Genomic DNA, 13,232 nt, shown 5'->3' with positions numbered 1-13,232 from the left:
CGTCAGGCCCTTTTTTGTGTGACTAAACATGCGTTGAACGAAATTTTCACAAACGCTCTAAGACAATTCGCCGGCGCTTTTTCCCCGGTATAACTTTCTGCAATCTCTTGTCCCAGAGCCGTTGGCAGTGGGTTTTTCGGTGCTGCCCACTAATCAATGGCAATGCCTTGAGTGATCGTGCAACATTTGCGCACCGCGAATTCCCCCGTCGCCCTGGCGGCAACAAGAGGGCAGAACGCAGCTTTATCTTTGCAACTTAAACTTCCAATGGGTCCTAAAACCACATGGCAAACTCGGATGCCCTGAGTCAGCAGCGATCCTCGAATCGCCTGCTGCAACCGACCGTTAAATCCCATCTGGCCTACACGCTGTTGTGCGCCCTGGTCATGATGGTGATGCTTTCCCTGTTGCGCGTCGCGCTGCTGATCTACAACCGCGAGATGATTCTCGACACTCCGGCCTCGACCTTCCTCGAAGCGTTTGCCAACGGGCTGCGTTTTGACCTGCGGCTGGTGGTCTACCTCAGCGTACCGCTGCTGCTGGCGCTGTTCAGCGCCCGGGCCATGGCGGCTCGCGGGGTGTTGCGCTTCTGGCTGACAGTCACCTCCAGCATCGCGCTGTTCCTCGGCCTGATGGAGATGGACTTCTACCGAGAGTTCCACCAGCGCCTCAACGGCCTGGTCTTCCAGTATGTGAAGGAAGACCCGAAAACCGTGATGAGCATGCTCTGGTACGGCTTCCCGGTGGTCCGCTACCTGCTGGCCTGGGCCGTGGGCACCTGGATCCTGAGCCTGGCATTCAAGGGGGCCGACCGCGCCACCCGGCCCCGCGGCCCGTTCAGCGGCGGCAATGTCGGCACCCGGCAGATTGCCCCCTGGTATGCGCGCATTGCGGTGTTCGTGGTGTGTCTGCTGATCTGCGTGGTTGCAGCCCGTGGCACTCTGCGCCAGGGCCCGCCGATGCGTTGGGGTGACGTCTACACCACTGAATCCAACTTCGCCAACCAGTTGGGCCTCAATGGCACGCTGCAACTGATGGCGGCGGCCAAGGATCGTCTGTCCGAGGACCGCACCAATATCTGGAAGGCCACCTTGCCTCAGCCTCTGGCGCAGCAGACCGTGCGCGACATGCTGCTGGTGCCGAGTGACAAGCTGGTGGATGCCGACATCGCCGCTGTACGCCGCACCTACACGCCGGATGGGGAAAAGACCCTGCCGATCAAGAACGTCGTGGTGATCCTGATGGAAAGCTTCGCCGGGCATTCGGTGGGCGCCCTGGGACGTCCGGGGGAGATCACTCCGTACTTCGACAAACTGTCCAAGGAAGGCCTGCTGTTCGACCGCTTCTTCTCCAACGGCACCCACACCCACCAGGGCATGTTCGCCACCATGGCGTGCTTCCCCAACCTGCCTGGCTTCGAATACCTGATGCAGACCCCGGAAGGCAGCCACAAGCTGTCCGGCCTGCCGCAACTGCTCAGTGCTCGCAACTACGATGACGTGTATGTCTACAACGGCGATTTCGCCTGGGACAACCAGTCGGGGTTCTTCAGCAACCAGGGCATGACCAACTTCATCGGCCGTAACGACTTCGTCAATCCGGTGTTCTCCGACCCGACCTGGGGCGTGTCCGACCAGGACATGTTCAACCGCGGCCTGGAAGAGTTGAAGGCCCGGGAAGGCAAGGGGCCGTTCTATGCCCTGCTGCAGACCCTGTCCAACCACACGCCGTATGCCCTGCCCACGCCTTTGCCGGTGGACAAGGTGACCGACCGCGGCAGCCTCAACGAACACCTGACGGCCATGCGCTACTCCGACTGGGCCCTGGGCCAGTTCTTCGAGAAAGCGCGCAAGGAGCCTTACTTCAAGGAAACCCTGTTCGTGGTGGTGGGCGACCATGGCTTCGGCAACGAGCAGCAGATCACCGAAATGGACCTGGGGCGCTTCAACGTGCCCATGCTGATGATCGCTCCGGGCATCCAGGAAAAGTTCGGCCAGCGTGACCACACCGTGGGCACCCAGATCGACATCGTGCCCACCATCATGGGCCGCCTGGGTGGCGACGTACTGCACCAGTGCTGGGGGCGCGACCTACTCAACCTGCCGGAAGGCGACAAGGGCTTCGGCGTGATCAAGCCTTCGGGCAGTGACCAGACCGTAGCGCTGCTGACGGCGGACCGGGTGCTGGTACTGCCCAAGGAAATGCCGCCACGGCTGTACAAGTACGAACTGGGTTCGGCACCGGGGGGCGAACTGATCCCGGATTCTGCCGATGAGGCGCAGCTCAAGCAGAAGCTGGAATCCTTCCTGCAGACGGCGACCAAGAGCTTGCTCGACAACACCGCAGGCGTGGTCAACGGGAAACCGGACTAAACGCTGTAGCGCCGGCCCTGTCATGCGGGGTTGGCGCAAGTTGCCCGCGTGAATAAAACACCCCACAAGTGGGGTGTTTTTTATTCGGGCTAATAAAAAGGCGCCGGTGAAGACCGGCGCCTTTTTACGTTCAAACATGCTCTGGGGCGAGCAATAAGGGCGTTATATCCTGCCCAGCAGCAAGAGTACCAACAGCACCACCAGCACGACGCCAATGATTCCTGAAGGCCCATAACCCCAGCTTCTGGAGTGCGGGAATACTGGCAGGCCGCCAATCAGCAGCAGAATCAGAATAACGATCAGAATGGTGCCCATGGCTGTTTCCTTATTGGAATAGAGTTGAACAACGCAGTTATTCAAGGACAAGTTCGTTTTAGGGATAAAGCGAACCGCTTAATAAATCCGACTCTGCGCCCCTCCAGAAAATTCCAAGTATTTTTAAAGCTTTCCGCTTTCGGTCTTATTTCCTTTGCGCCTGCCCGGAGCAGGGGAGGCGGATGACAGGTCGGGGGCACCGGGCCGGCGGTTTGCCCGGGGCATTCAGCACCCTGATGGTGCGTGGGTGGCGCAGGGGCCTTCGCTACACTGCGGCTCATCTTCCCCGGAACAACAAGGCAACTCTTATGCAAAATCGCATGATGATCACTGGCGCCGGCTCCGGCCTGGGTCGCGAAATCGCTTTGCGCTGGGCCCGCGAGGGCTGGCGGCTGGCCTTGTCCGATGTCAGCGAGGCGGGCCTGCAGGAAACCCTGAAACTGGTGCGTGCAGCCGGTGGTGACGGTTTTGTGCAGCGTTGCGATGTGCGTGACTACAGCCAGTTGACCGCCTTCGCTCAGGCCTGCGAGGTGAAGTTCGGCGGCATCGACATCATCGTCAACAACGCCGGCGTGGCCTCTGGCGGGTTCTTCAGCGAACTGTCGCTGGAGGATTGGGACTGGCAGATCGCGATCAACCTGATGGGGGTGGTCAAGGGCTGCAAGGCCTTCCTGCCGCTGCTGGAGCAGAGCAAGGGCAAGATCATCAATATCGCTTCCATGGCGGCCTTGATGCAGGGCCCGGCCATGAGCAACTACAACGTGGCCAAGGCCGGAGTGGTGGCGCTTTCCGAGAGCCTGTTGATCGAGCTCGCGCAGCAGGAAATCGGCGTGCATGTGGTCTGCCCGTCGTTCTTCCAGACCAACCTGCTGGACTCCTTCCGGGGGCCGACCCCGGCCATGAAGGCCCAGGTGGGCAAGTTGCTGGAAAACTCGCCGATCACCGCCGCCGAGATCGCCGACTACATCCATGCCCAGGTCGATGCCGGCCAGTTCATGATCCTGCCCCATGAGCAGGGCCGTATGGCCTGGGCCCTGAAGCAGAAAAATCCCCAGGCGCTGTACGACGAAATGACCCTGATGGCCGACAAGATGCGCGCCAAGGCCAAGCAAAGCGCCAGTTGAGCTTGCCCAATCCCCCTGGGCGTCGTTAGGGTTGCCGGCATCCGACAATCCTGACGAGTTCCTGCATGCTCAATTACCTGTGGTTCTTCCTCGCCGCGCTGTTTGAAATCGCCGGCTGCTATGCGTTCTGGATGTGGCTGCGTCAGGGCAAGAGTGCCTTGTGGGTGATTCCCGCGCTGGTCAGCCTGACCCTGTTCGCCCTGTTGCTGACCAAGGTCGAGGCCACCTACGCCGGGCGCGCCTATGCCGCCTACGGAGGCATCTATATCGTCGCTTCGATTGGCTGGCTGGCAGTGGTGGAGCGGGTACGGCCCCTGGGTTCGGATTGGCTGGGGCTGGCGCTGTGCGTGATCGGGGCCAGTGTGATTCTGTTCGGCCCGCGCTTTTCCAATGGCTGAATAACCCGGCCCAGGGGGCTGGGCCGGGGGTAGGGTCAGTCGAACAGCTCCTTGGGCACATCGTGCTTGAGCATCAGTTGGCACTGTTCGCTGTCCGGATCGAAGACGATTACCGCCTGGCCCTTGGTCAAGGCCTGGCGCACCCGCAGCACACGGGTCTCCAGGGGCGTTTCATCACCGTTGTCGGTGCCCTCGCGGGTCACGAAGTCCTCGATCAGGCGGGTCAGGGTGTCGACTTCAAGTTGGTCGTGGGGAATCAGCATGGGGGCCTCCGGCAAACAATCCGGGATCCTACTGCGCCCGGGGCCGTGCCGCCAGCCAGGGCGTGCACAAACTCCGGGGCGGGTTCAGGATTTCTGCCCCACCAGGCTGTCCACCGAGGGCACCCGGGTATCGCTTTCCATTTGTGCATCGTGCTCCAGTTGATGGCTGAAGCGGTCCAGTGAGCCCTGGGCCGGTTGCGCGTCGCTGGCAAATACCGGCGGGCTGAGGATGTAGGCCCCCAGCAGGCGGCTGAGTGCCGCCAGGCTGTCGATATGGGTGCGCTCATAGCCGTGGGTGGCGTCGCAACCGAAGGCCAGCAGCGCAGTGCGGATGTCGTGGCCGGCGGTGACCGCCGAATGGGCGTCGCTGAAGTAGTAGCGGAACAGGTCGCGACGCACCGGCAACTCGTGTTCGCCGGCCAGGCGCAGCAGGTGACGGGACAAGTGATAGTCGTAGGGGCCGCCGGAGTCCTGCATGGCCACGCTCACCGCATGCTCGCTGGAGTGCTGGCCCGGGGCGACCGGGGCAATGTCGATGCCGACGAACTCGCTGACGTCCCAGGGCAGGGCCGCTGCCGCACCACTGCCGGTTTCTTCGGTGATGGTGAATAGCGGATGGCAGTCGATCATCAGCGGCTCGCCGCTGTCGACTATGGCCTTGAGCGCGGCCAGCAGCGCGGCGACACCGGCCTTGTCGTCCAGGTGCCGGGCGCTGATATGGCCGCTTTCGGTGAACTCGGGCAAGGGGTCGAAGGCAACAAAGTCACCCACGCCTATCCCCAGGGATTCGCAGTCGGCGCGGGTGGTGCAGTAGGCATCCAGGCGCAGCTCGATGTGGTCCCAACTGATGGGCAGTTCGTCCACCGCGGTGTTGAAGGCGTGCCCGGAGGCCATCAGCGGCAGGACGCTGCCGCGCAACACGCCGTTGTCGGTGAACAGGCTGACCCGGCTGCCCTCGGCAAAGCGGCTGGACCAGCAGCCCACCGGGGCCAGGGTCAGGCGGCCGTTGTCCTTCACCGCGCGCACGCTGGCGCCAATGGTGTCCAGGTGCGCCGAGACGGCCCGATCCGGGCTGTTCTTCTGGCCCTTGAGGGTGGCGCGAATGGTGCCGCGACGGGTCAGCTCGAAGGGGATGCTCAGTTCTTCCAGGCGTTCGGCGACATAGCGCACGATGGTGTCGGTAAAGCCGGTGGGGCTGGGAATGGCGAGCATTTCCAGGAGGACTTTCTGCAGGTAGGCGAGGTCGGGTTCGGGAATCTTGCGGGTCATGGAAACTCCTGATGAGAAACGGCCATCGATGGTTTCGATGAGGGCATGGATGGAGGGCCAGGGGGCGCCTTCGCTGCCAAGCCGGCTCCTACCAGTGAGGGTAGGAGCCGGCTTGCCGGCGAAGGATCACGGCGCCGGTTGGCTGTGGGGAAACAGCAGGTCGACAAAACGTTCGGCGGTGGGTTGCGGTTCGTGATTGGCCAACCCGGCGCGTTCGTTGGCTTCGATGAACACGTACTCGGGCTGATCCGCCGCCGGCACCATCAGGTCCAGGCCCACCACGGGAATGTCCAGGGCACGGGCTGCGCGGATGGCGGCGTCGGCCAGGGTCGGATGAAGGATGCCGGTGACGTCTTCCAGAGTGCCGCCGGTGTGCAGGTTGGCGGTGCGCCGTACAAACAGCCGCTCCCCGGCGGCCAGTACGCTGTTGTAGTCGTAGCCGGCGGCGTGCAGGGTGCGCTGGGTCTCCTGGTCCAGGGGGATTTTGCTCTCGCCGCCGGTGGCCGCCTGGCGGCGACGGCTGCGGGCTTCGATCAGCGCGCCGATGGAGTGCTGACCATCACCGATGATTTCCGCGGGACGGCGGATAGCCGCTGCCACCACTTCAAAGCCGATCACCAGGATGCGCAGGTCCAGGCCTTCGTGGAAGCTTTCCAGCAATACCCGGCTGTCAAAGCGGCGGGCGTGGTCGATGGCCTTTTGCACCTCTTCGATGGTCCGCAGGTCCACCGCCACGCCTTGCCCCTGTTCGCCATCCAGGGGCTTGACCACCACCCGCTGGTGCTCGTCGAGAAAGCCCAGGTTGTCATCGGCGTTGCCCGCCAGTTGCTGCGCCGGCAGGTTCAAGCCAGCACCCTTGAGAACCTTGTGGGTCAGGCTCTTGTCCTGGCACAGGCTCATGCTGATGGCGCTGGTGAGATCGCTCAGCGATTCCCGGCAGCGTACCCGGCGCCCGCCGTGGCTGAGGGTGAACAGCCCGGCGTCGGCGTCATCCACCTGAACATCGATGCCCCGGCGATGAGCTTCCTCGACGATGATCCGCGCATAGGGGTTGAACTCCGCCTGGGGCCCGGGGCCGAGGAACAGCGGCTGGTTGATGCCGTTCTTGCGCTTGATGGCGAAGGTCGACAGGGTGCGAAACCCGAGTTTGGCGTAGAGGTTCTTGGCCTGGCGGTTGTCGTGCAGCACCGACAGGTCGAGGTAGCTCAGGCCGCGGCTCATGAAGTGTTCGATCAGGTGGCGCACCAGCACTTCGCCGACGCCCGGGCGACTGCAGTCGGGGTCCACTGCCAGGCACCAGAGGCTGCTGCCGTGTTCCGGGTCCTGGTAGGCCTTGTGGTGATTGAGGCCCATGACGCTGCCGATCACCGCGCCGCTGTCTTCGTCCTCGGCCAGCCAGTACACCGGCCCGCCCTGATGGCGCGGGGTCAGCAGTTGCGGGTCGATGGGCAGCATGCCGCGGGCCTGGTACAGATGGTTGATGGCTTGCCAGTCGGCTTCGCTCTGGGCGCGACGGATGCGGAAGCCGCGAAATACCCGAGTGGCCTGGCGGTAATCGCTGAACCACAGGCGCAGGGTATCGGAAGGGTCGAGGAACAGTTGCGCCGGTTCCAGCCCGAGCACCTGTTGCGGCGCTGCCACATACAGGGCGATGTCGCGCTCGCCAGGTCGCTCGTTGAGCAACTCCCCGGCCAGGCTGGTGGGGTCGGGAAAGGTATGGCCGATCAGCAGGCGGCCCCAACCGCAATGTACCGCGATCGGTTCGCACCCGGGTTCGCTGCCGTCTTCGGCGAAGCGCGCCTGCAGGCGTTCATAGGACGGCGCCTGGCCGCGCAGCAGGCGTTGGCTGTAAGCCGTGGCGTGAGCTTTCATCGGTCAGATTCCTTGTTCGCTGAGCCACAGGTTCAATGCCGCCAGTTGCCACAGCTTGGAGCCGCGCAAGGGCGTCAACTGGCCCTGGGGATCGGTCAGCAGGCGGTCGAGCATGGCCGGCTTGAACAGGCCGCGATCCTGGCTCGGGTCCAGCAGCAGTTCGCGTACCCAGTCCAGGGTCGCGCCCTGCAAGTGCTTGAGGCCCGGCACCGGGAAGTAGCCTTTCTTGCGGTCGATCACCTCGCTGGGGATCACCAGCCGCGCAGCTTCCTTGAGCACCTGCTTGCCGCCGTCCGGCAACTTGAAGCGCGCCGGCACCCGGGCCGAAAGCTCCACCAGGCGGTAGTCGAGGAACGGCGTGCGCGCCTCCAGGCCCCAGGCCATGGTCATGTTATCCACACGCTTGACCGGGTCATCCACCAGCATCACCGTGCTGTCCAGGCGCAGGGCCTTATCCACCGCGGCGTCGGCGCCGGGCTGGGCGAAATGCTCGCGGACAAAATCCCCGGCGGCATCGTTGGCGGTCAGCCACTGCGGTTGTACGGTGGCCGCGTAGTCGTCGTAGCTGCGGTCGAAGAAGGCCGGACGGTAGGCCGCGTAGGGGTCGCTGGCGCCGTCCACCTGCGGGTACCAGTGGTAGCCGGCAAAGAGTTCGTCGGCGCCCTGGCCGCTTTGCACTACCTTGCAGTGCTTGGCCACTTCCCGGGACAGCAGGTAGAAAGCGATGCAGTCGTGGCTGACCATCGGCTCGCTCATGGCCCGAAAGGCCGCGGGCAACTGTTCGATGATTTCACGTTCATCGATGCGCAACTGGTGATGCCGGGTGCCGTAGTGCCGGGCAATCAGGTCGGAGTACTGGAACTCGTCGCCCCGCTCGCCACCGGCGTCCTCGAAGCCGATGGAGAAGGTCGACAGGTTGTCCACCCCGACCTCTCGCAGCAGGCCCACCAGCAAGCTGGAGTCGACACCGCCAGACAGCAGCACGCCCACATCCACCGCTGCCCGTTGGCGGATGGCCACCGCTTCACGGGTGCTGTCCAGCACCCGGTCACGCCAGTCTTCCAGAGTCAGGTTGGTTTCGTCGGCACGGGGGCCGTAGGGCAGGGTCCACCAGGTCTGCTGCTCGGTGCGGCCGTCGGCCTCGATACGCATCCAGGTGGCCGGCGGCAGTTTTTCGATGCCTGCCAGCAGGGTTCGCGGTGCTGGCACCACGGCATGGAAGTTCAGGTAGTGGTTGAGCGCCACGGGGTCGAGCAACGGGTTGATGTCGCCACCTTTGAGCAACGCCGGCAGGGCCGAGGCGAAGCGCAGGCGCTGGCCGGTGCGCGACAGGTACAGCGGCTTGACCCCGAGGCGGTCGCGGGCGATGAACAGGCGCTGGGCATCGCGCTCCCAGATGGCGAAGGCGAACATGCCGTTGAGCTTGGGCAGCAGGTCCGCGCCCCAGGCGTGGTAGCCCTTGAGCAACACCTCAGTGTCGCCGCCGGAATAGAAGGCATAACCCTTGGCTTCCAGTTCGGCGCGCAGTTCGGGGAAGTTGTAGATCGCGCCATTGAAGGCCAGGGACAGGCCCAGTTGGTTGTCGACCATGGGCTGCGCCGAGCCGTCCGAAAGGTCCATGATTTTCAACCGTCGATGGCCGAGGGCAATCGGGCCCTGGCTGTGAAAGCCCCAGGCGTCCGGGCCGCGAGGGGCCAGGTGGTGGGTGATTCGTTCAACCGCTGCCAGGTCGGCAGGTTGATGATCAAAGCGTAATTCGCCAGCTAGTCCGCACATAAGTCCTTACCGGTTTTTCCGTTGGGGAGAGTCAATCTGCCGCCGTCAAAAGGGCGGCTACCTGGAAACTGACCTGTGCGTAACTCGGGAGTTTTAGATCGATCGGTTATAAGCAGTTGAGTGGGGCCGGACGGTTGGATGTAGCGCTTGGTGCTGGCCAGCGGCCATTGGCGGCGCTGGAAAGTCAGCGCCGCCGCTCTGCTTCAGGCCTTGCCGCGAATCAGGCGACGCAGGGCAAAACGGTTCGGATGGCAGGCTTCGGCCACGCTTCTGGGCAGGGGCAGGGGCTCGTTTTCCAGCCAGGCGGCCAGCAGCTCGCCGGACAGCGGCGCGGTGATCAGCCCACGGGAACCGTGGCCACTGTTGATGTACAGGCCGTCGAGCCAGGGGCAGGGCAGGTCCGGCACCTGGCGCGCATCCTTGCCCAGGGCGGCGTAGGTTTCGGCAAAGGCAAGCGGGTCCGCCAGGGGGCCGACGATGGGCAGGTAGTCCGGGCTGGTGCAGCGAAAGGCCGCGCGGCCTTGCAGGCTGTCCAGGGGCAGTTGCTCGGCACCCAGGCGCTGCAGCAGGTCGCTGGAGATTTCCCGCAGCATCTCCAGGTTGCCGGAATGCTCGGCGCTGGTGGGGGTCAGGTCCTGGCTCTTGAAGTCGAAACTGGCGCCCAGGGTGTGTTCCCCCAGGCGCGCGGGGGCGACGTAGCCTTCGGCGCAGACCACCGTGGCCAGGCTCTGGCTTTGTGCGGTCTGGGGCAGGCGGGTGATCTGCCCGCGAATGCGCTTGAGGGGCAGGTCGGCGCTGGCCGGGAAGCGCTTGATCTCGGCCGCACCGGCGAGGATCACCACCGCGGCGCTGGCCAGCATCCGGTCGCCGTCCCAGGCTTGCCATTGCTCATCGACCCGGCGCAGTTCCAGGACTTCCCGGTGTGCCAGGACCTGGATCCGCGGGTGGCTGGCCTGCCATTGGCACAGGGCCGGCGGATGCACCCAGCCACCTTCGGGGTAGAACAGGCCTCCGTGCTCAAGGCCGATACCGGCCCGGGCCTGGGCTTGGGGTTGGTCCAGCAGGTGCAGCAGGTCGGCGGGAAAAGCCGCGGCCAGTTGGGCCTGGCGCTCGGCTTCCTTGGCATTGAAGGCCAGTTGCAGCACGCCGCAGCCATCCCAGTCCTGGCCGCGCTGCAAATGCTCCAGTTGGCGCCGGGTATAGCCGAAGCCGCTGAGGATCATCTGCGACAGGGCGGTGCCGTGGGCCGAGAGCTTGAGGTAGAGCACGCCCTGGGGATTGCCCGAGGCCTCTCGGGCCAGCTCTGCATGACGCTCCAGCAATTGCACCTGCCAGCCGCGGGCGGCCAGGCTGGCGGCGCTGGCACAACCGGCCAGCCCGCCGCCGATCACCAGGGCGGTCTTCTCTTGCCGCGGGGGGCGGGCGAACCAGGGCCTGGCCCTGGCCGGCGCCGGCGCATCCTCTGGCCAGCCGAGGAACTCGCCTCGCAGTACCTCCCATTTGTGGCCGATGCCCGGGGTGCGTTTCATCTTGAAGCCGGCACTGTTCAGCAGCCGGCGCACCCAGCCGGTGCTGGTGAAGGTACTGATAGTGGAACCTGGGGCGGCCAGGCGCGCCAGTTCGGCGAAGAGCTCGGCGGTCCACATGTCGGGGTTCTTGGCCGGTGCGAAACCGTCGAGAAACCAGGCATCGACCTGGGCGTCCAGTTGCGGCAGTTGCTCCAGGGCATCGCCGATCAGCAGGGTCAGGGTCACTCGCCCGCCCTCCAGCACGATGCGCTGGAAGCCGCCATGCACTGCCACGTACTGCTGCAGCAGCGGTGCAGAGAAGCTCGCCAGTTCCGGCCACAGGGCCAGGGCCCGTTGCAGGTCGGCAGGGCTCAAGGGGTACTTTTCCACACTGACGAAATGCAGCCGGGCACCGGTCGGGGCCTGTTGCTGGAACAACTGCCAGGCGCAGAGAAAGTTCAGCCCGGTGCCGAAGCCGGTTTCACCGATAACGAAGCGTTCGCCATCGGCCAGGGCGGCAAAGCGCTGGCCCAGGCGGTTCTGTTCGATGAACACGTGGCGGGTTTCATCCAGGCCCGATTCGCTGGAGAAGTACACATCGTCGAAGACCCGCGAGCGCGGGCGTCCTTGGTCGTCCCAGTCGAGCTGGGCGTGGGGCAGTTCAGGGATCATGTTCGGCTCATGTTGCGCAAGGCGGCCATTCTAGCCCATCGCGCCGGCGGCGCTTGATCCATGGCAAGGCGCTGCAGGTTCGGGGATTTGTTTTCCCTGGCCGAGGTCGATCCGCTAGTCTTGGAAAATTCTTGGAAGGGAGCCACCCATGTTCGAATCCGCTGAAATCGGTCACGCCATCGACAAAGAAACCTACGATGCCGAGGTGCCGGCGTTGCGCGAGGCCTTGCTCGAAGCCCAGTTCGAACTGCGCCAGAAGGCGAACTTTCCGGTGATCGTGCTGATCAACGGGATCGAGGGTGCGGGCAAGGGCGAGACGGTCAAGCTGCTCAACGAATGGATGGACCCGCGGCTGATCGAGGTGCGCACCTTCGACCAGCAGACCGACGAGGAACTGTCGCGGCCACCGGCCTGGCGCTACTGGCGGATGCTTCCGGCCAAGGGGCGCATGGGGGTGTTCTTCGGCAACTGGTACAGCCAGATGCTGCAGAGCCGGGTCCATGGCGAGATTAAGGATCCGCGCCTGGACCAGGCGATCAACGGCGCCGAGCGCCTGGAGAAGATGCTCTGCGATGAAGGCGCACTGATCTTCAAGTTCTGGTTCCACCTGTCCAAGAAACAGATGAAGGCCCGCCTCAAGGCGTTGCAGGACGACCCGCTGCACAGCTGGCGCATCAGCCCGCTGGACTGGCAGCAGTCAGAAACCTACGACAAGTTCGTCAAGTACGGCGAGCGCGTGCTGCGCCGCACCAGCCGCGACTATGCGCCCTGGCACGTGATCGAGGGCGTCGATCCGCATTACCGCAGCCTTACCGTGGGGCGGATTCTCCTGGAAGGGCTGCAAAGCGCGCTGAACCGCCAGCCCCTGCGAGCCACCCAGGTCAACGCGGCGCCGCTGCCTCCGGCGGTGGATCAGCTCAGTCTGCTGGACAGCCTGGACATGACCCAGCACCTGGACAAGGACGACTACGAAGAACAACTGATTACCGAACAGGCGCGCCTGGCCGGCCTGCTGCGGGACAAGCGCATGCGCAAGCACGCCCTGGTGGCGGTGTTCGAAGGCAACGACGCGGCGGGCAAGGGCGGGGCCATCCGCCGGGTCGCGGCGGCCCTGGACCCGCGCCAGTACAGCATCGTGCCGATTGCCGCGCCCACGGAAGAGGAGCGCGCCCAGCCCTATCTCTGGCGTTTCTGGCGGCATATCCCGGCCCGGGGCAAGTTCACCATCTTCGATCGTTCCTGGTACGGCCGGGTGCTGGTGGAGCGCATCGAGGGCTTCTGCAGCCCCGCCGACTGGTTGCGGGCCTACAGCGAGATCAACGACTTCGAGGAGCAGTTGGCCGATGCCCGGGTGATCGTGGTCAAGTTCTGGCTGGCCATCGACAAGGACACCCAGCTGGAGCGCTTCCAGGCCCGGGAGGAGATTCCCTTCAAGCGTTTCAAGATCACCGAGGACGACTGGCGCAACCGCGACAAGTGGGACGATTACCGCGCTGCCGTCGGCGACATGGTCGACCGCACCAGCACCGAGGTGTCGCCCTGGACTCTGGTGGAGGCCAACGACAAGCGCTGGGCCCGGGTCAAGGTTCTGCGCACCATCAACCGCGCCCTGGAAGCCGCGTTCGAGCGCTCGGACAAGCACGACAAGAAAGACAAGAAGTAG

General features: G+C 64.4%; 10 protein-coding genes. 4 read left to right on the top strand and 6 right to left on the bottom strand.

Features of this window, described 5'->3' with window-relative positions; genetic code table 11:
- The first annotated feature begins 284 nt into the window (after positions 1 to 284).
- Positions 285 to 2,372 (top strand): LTA synthase family protein, encoded by a 2,088-nt coding sequence (locus tag AC1RMG_RS13290; protein WP_011062610.1) that lies wholly within the window; start codon positions 285 to 287, stop codon positions 2,370 to 2,372.
- Between the two features lie 162 nt (positions 2,373 to 2,534).
- Here the strand turns inward: AC1RMG_RS13290 and AC1RMG_RS13285 are convergent, their stop codons facing one another.
- Positions 2,535 to 2,687, bottom strand: coding sequence for a DUF3309 family protein (locus AC1RMG_RS13285; RefSeq protein WP_007945780.1), 153 nt, complete (start codon positions 2,685 to 2,687; stop codon positions 2,535 to 2,537).
- A gap of 308 nt (positions 2,688 to 2,995) precedes the next feature.
- Between AC1RMG_RS13285 and AC1RMG_RS13280 the strand changes: the two genes are divergently transcribed.
- Both AC1RMG_RS13280 and AC1RMG_RS13275 read left to right on the top strand, forming a co-directional pair.
- Positions 2,996 to 3,811, top strand: coding sequence for an SDR family oxidoreductase (locus AC1RMG_RS13280; RefSeq protein WP_011062608.1), 816 nt, complete (start codon positions 2,996 to 2,998; stop codon positions 3,809 to 3,811).
- A gap of 65 nt (positions 3,812 to 3,876) precedes the next feature.
- Entirely contained in the window at positions 3,877 to 4,209 is a 333-nt protein-coding gene (locus AC1RMG_RS13275) for a YnfA family protein (protein ID WP_011062607.1), read from the top strand.
- Positions 4,210 to 4,244: 35 nt separating this feature from the next.
- On the opposite strand, the gene AC1RMG_RS13270 is transcribed toward AC1RMG_RS13275, so the two are convergent.
- The 5 genes from AC1RMG_RS13270 to mnmC all read right to left on the bottom strand — a co-directional run bounded on the left by AC1RMG_RS13270 (position 4,245) and on the right by mnmC (position 11,569).
- Positions 4,245 to 4,472 carry a YheU family protein gene (locus AC1RMG_RS13270; protein ID WP_011062606.1) on the bottom strand — a complete coding sequence of 76 codons (228 nt, stop codon included), beginning with the start codon at positions 4,470 to 4,472 and terminating at the stop codon, positions 4,245 to 4,247.
- A gap of 84 nt (positions 4,473 to 4,556) precedes the next feature.
- The gene (locus tag AC1RMG_RS13265) at positions 4,557 to 5,741 is read right to left on the bottom strand and encodes an osmoprotectant NAGGN system M42 family peptidase (RefSeq protein ID WP_011062605.1); all 1,185 of its coding nucleotides are present in this window, start codon (positions 5,739 to 5,741) and stop codon (positions 4,557 to 4,559) included.
- 126 nt (positions 5,742 to 5,867) lie between these two features.
- Positions 5,868 to 7,613 (bottom strand): N-acetylglutaminylglutamine synthetase, encoded by a 1,746-nt coding sequence (gene ngg / locus AC1RMG_RS13260; protein WP_065365447.1) that lies wholly within the window; start codon positions 7,611 to 7,613, stop codon positions 5,868 to 5,870.
- A gap of 3 nt (positions 7,614 to 7,616) precedes the next feature.
- Positions 7,617 to 9,389, bottom strand: a complete 1,773-nt coding sequence (locus AC1RMG_RS13255) for an N-acetylglutaminylglutamine amidotransferase (RefSeq protein WP_493169405.1) — start codon at positions 9,387 to 9,389, stop codon at positions 7,617 to 7,619.
- Positions 9,390 to 9,592: 203 nt separating this feature from the next.
- A complete protein-coding gene (gene mnmC, locus AC1RMG_RS13250; RefSeq protein ID WP_493169404.1) occupies positions 9,593 to 11,569 on the bottom strand; it encodes a bifunctional tRNA (5-methylaminomethyl-2-thiouridine)(34)-methyltransferase MnmC2/FAD-dependent 5-carboxymethylaminomethyl-2-thiouridine(34) oxidoreductase MnmC1 in 1,977 nt (658 codons plus the stop codon).
- Positions 11,570 to 11,717: 148 nt separating this feature from the next.
- Between mnmC and pap the strand changes: the two genes are divergently transcribed.
- The gene (gene pap, locus AC1RMG_RS13245) at positions 11,718 to 13,232 is read left to right on the top strand and encodes a polyphosphate:AMP phosphotransferase (RefSeq protein WP_011062601.1); all 1,515 of its coding nucleotides are present in this window, start codon (positions 11,718 to 11,720) and stop codon (positions 13,230 to 13,232) included.

It is taken from the genome of Pseudomonas sp. GW822-FHT04H02 (assembly GCF_058800645.1).
Note: the sequence above shows the minus strand (reverse complement) of the source record. Positions and strands in the feature narration are given on the sequence as shown.

Bases quoted from the DNA above. Each gene is read 5' to 3' on its own strand.
- AC1RMG_RS13290 (WP_011062610.1), top strand. From the start codon at position 285: ATGGCAAACTCGGATGCCCTGAGTCAGCAGCGATCCTCGAATCGCCTG.
- AC1RMG_RS13285 (WP_007945780.1), bottom strand. From the start codon at position 2,687: ATGGGCACCATTCTGATCGTTATTCTGATTCTGCTGCTGATTGGCGGC.
- AC1RMG_RS13280 (WP_011062608.1), top strand. From the start codon at position 2,996: ATGCAAAATCGCATGATGATCACTGGCGCCGGCTCCGGCCTGGGTCGC.
- AC1RMG_RS13275 (WP_011062607.1), top strand. From the start codon at position 3,877: ATGCTCAATTACCTGTGGTTCTTCCTCGCCGCGCTGTTTGAAATCGCC.
- AC1RMG_RS13270 (WP_011062606.1), bottom strand. From the start codon at position 4,472: ATGCTGATTCCCCACGACCAACTTGAAGTCGACACCCTGACCCGCCTG.
- AC1RMG_RS13265 (WP_011062605.1), bottom strand. From the start codon at position 5,741: ATGACCCGCAAGATTCCCGAACCCGACCTCGCCTACCTGCAGAAAGTC.
- ngg (WP_065365447.1), bottom strand. From the start codon at position 7,613: ATGAAAGCTCACGCCACGGCTTACAGCCAACGCCTGCTGCGCGGCCAG.
- AC1RMG_RS13255 (WP_493169405.1), bottom strand. From the start codon at position 9,389: ATGTGCGGACTAGCTGGCGAATTACGCTTTGATCATCAACCTGCCGAC.
- mnmC (WP_493169404.1), bottom strand. From the start codon at position 11,569: ATGATCCCTGAACTGCCCCACGCCCAGCTCGACTGGGACGACCAAGGA.
- pap (WP_011062601.1), top strand. From the start codon at position 11,718: ATGTTCGAATCCGCTGAAATCGGTCACGCCATCGACAAAGAAACCTAC.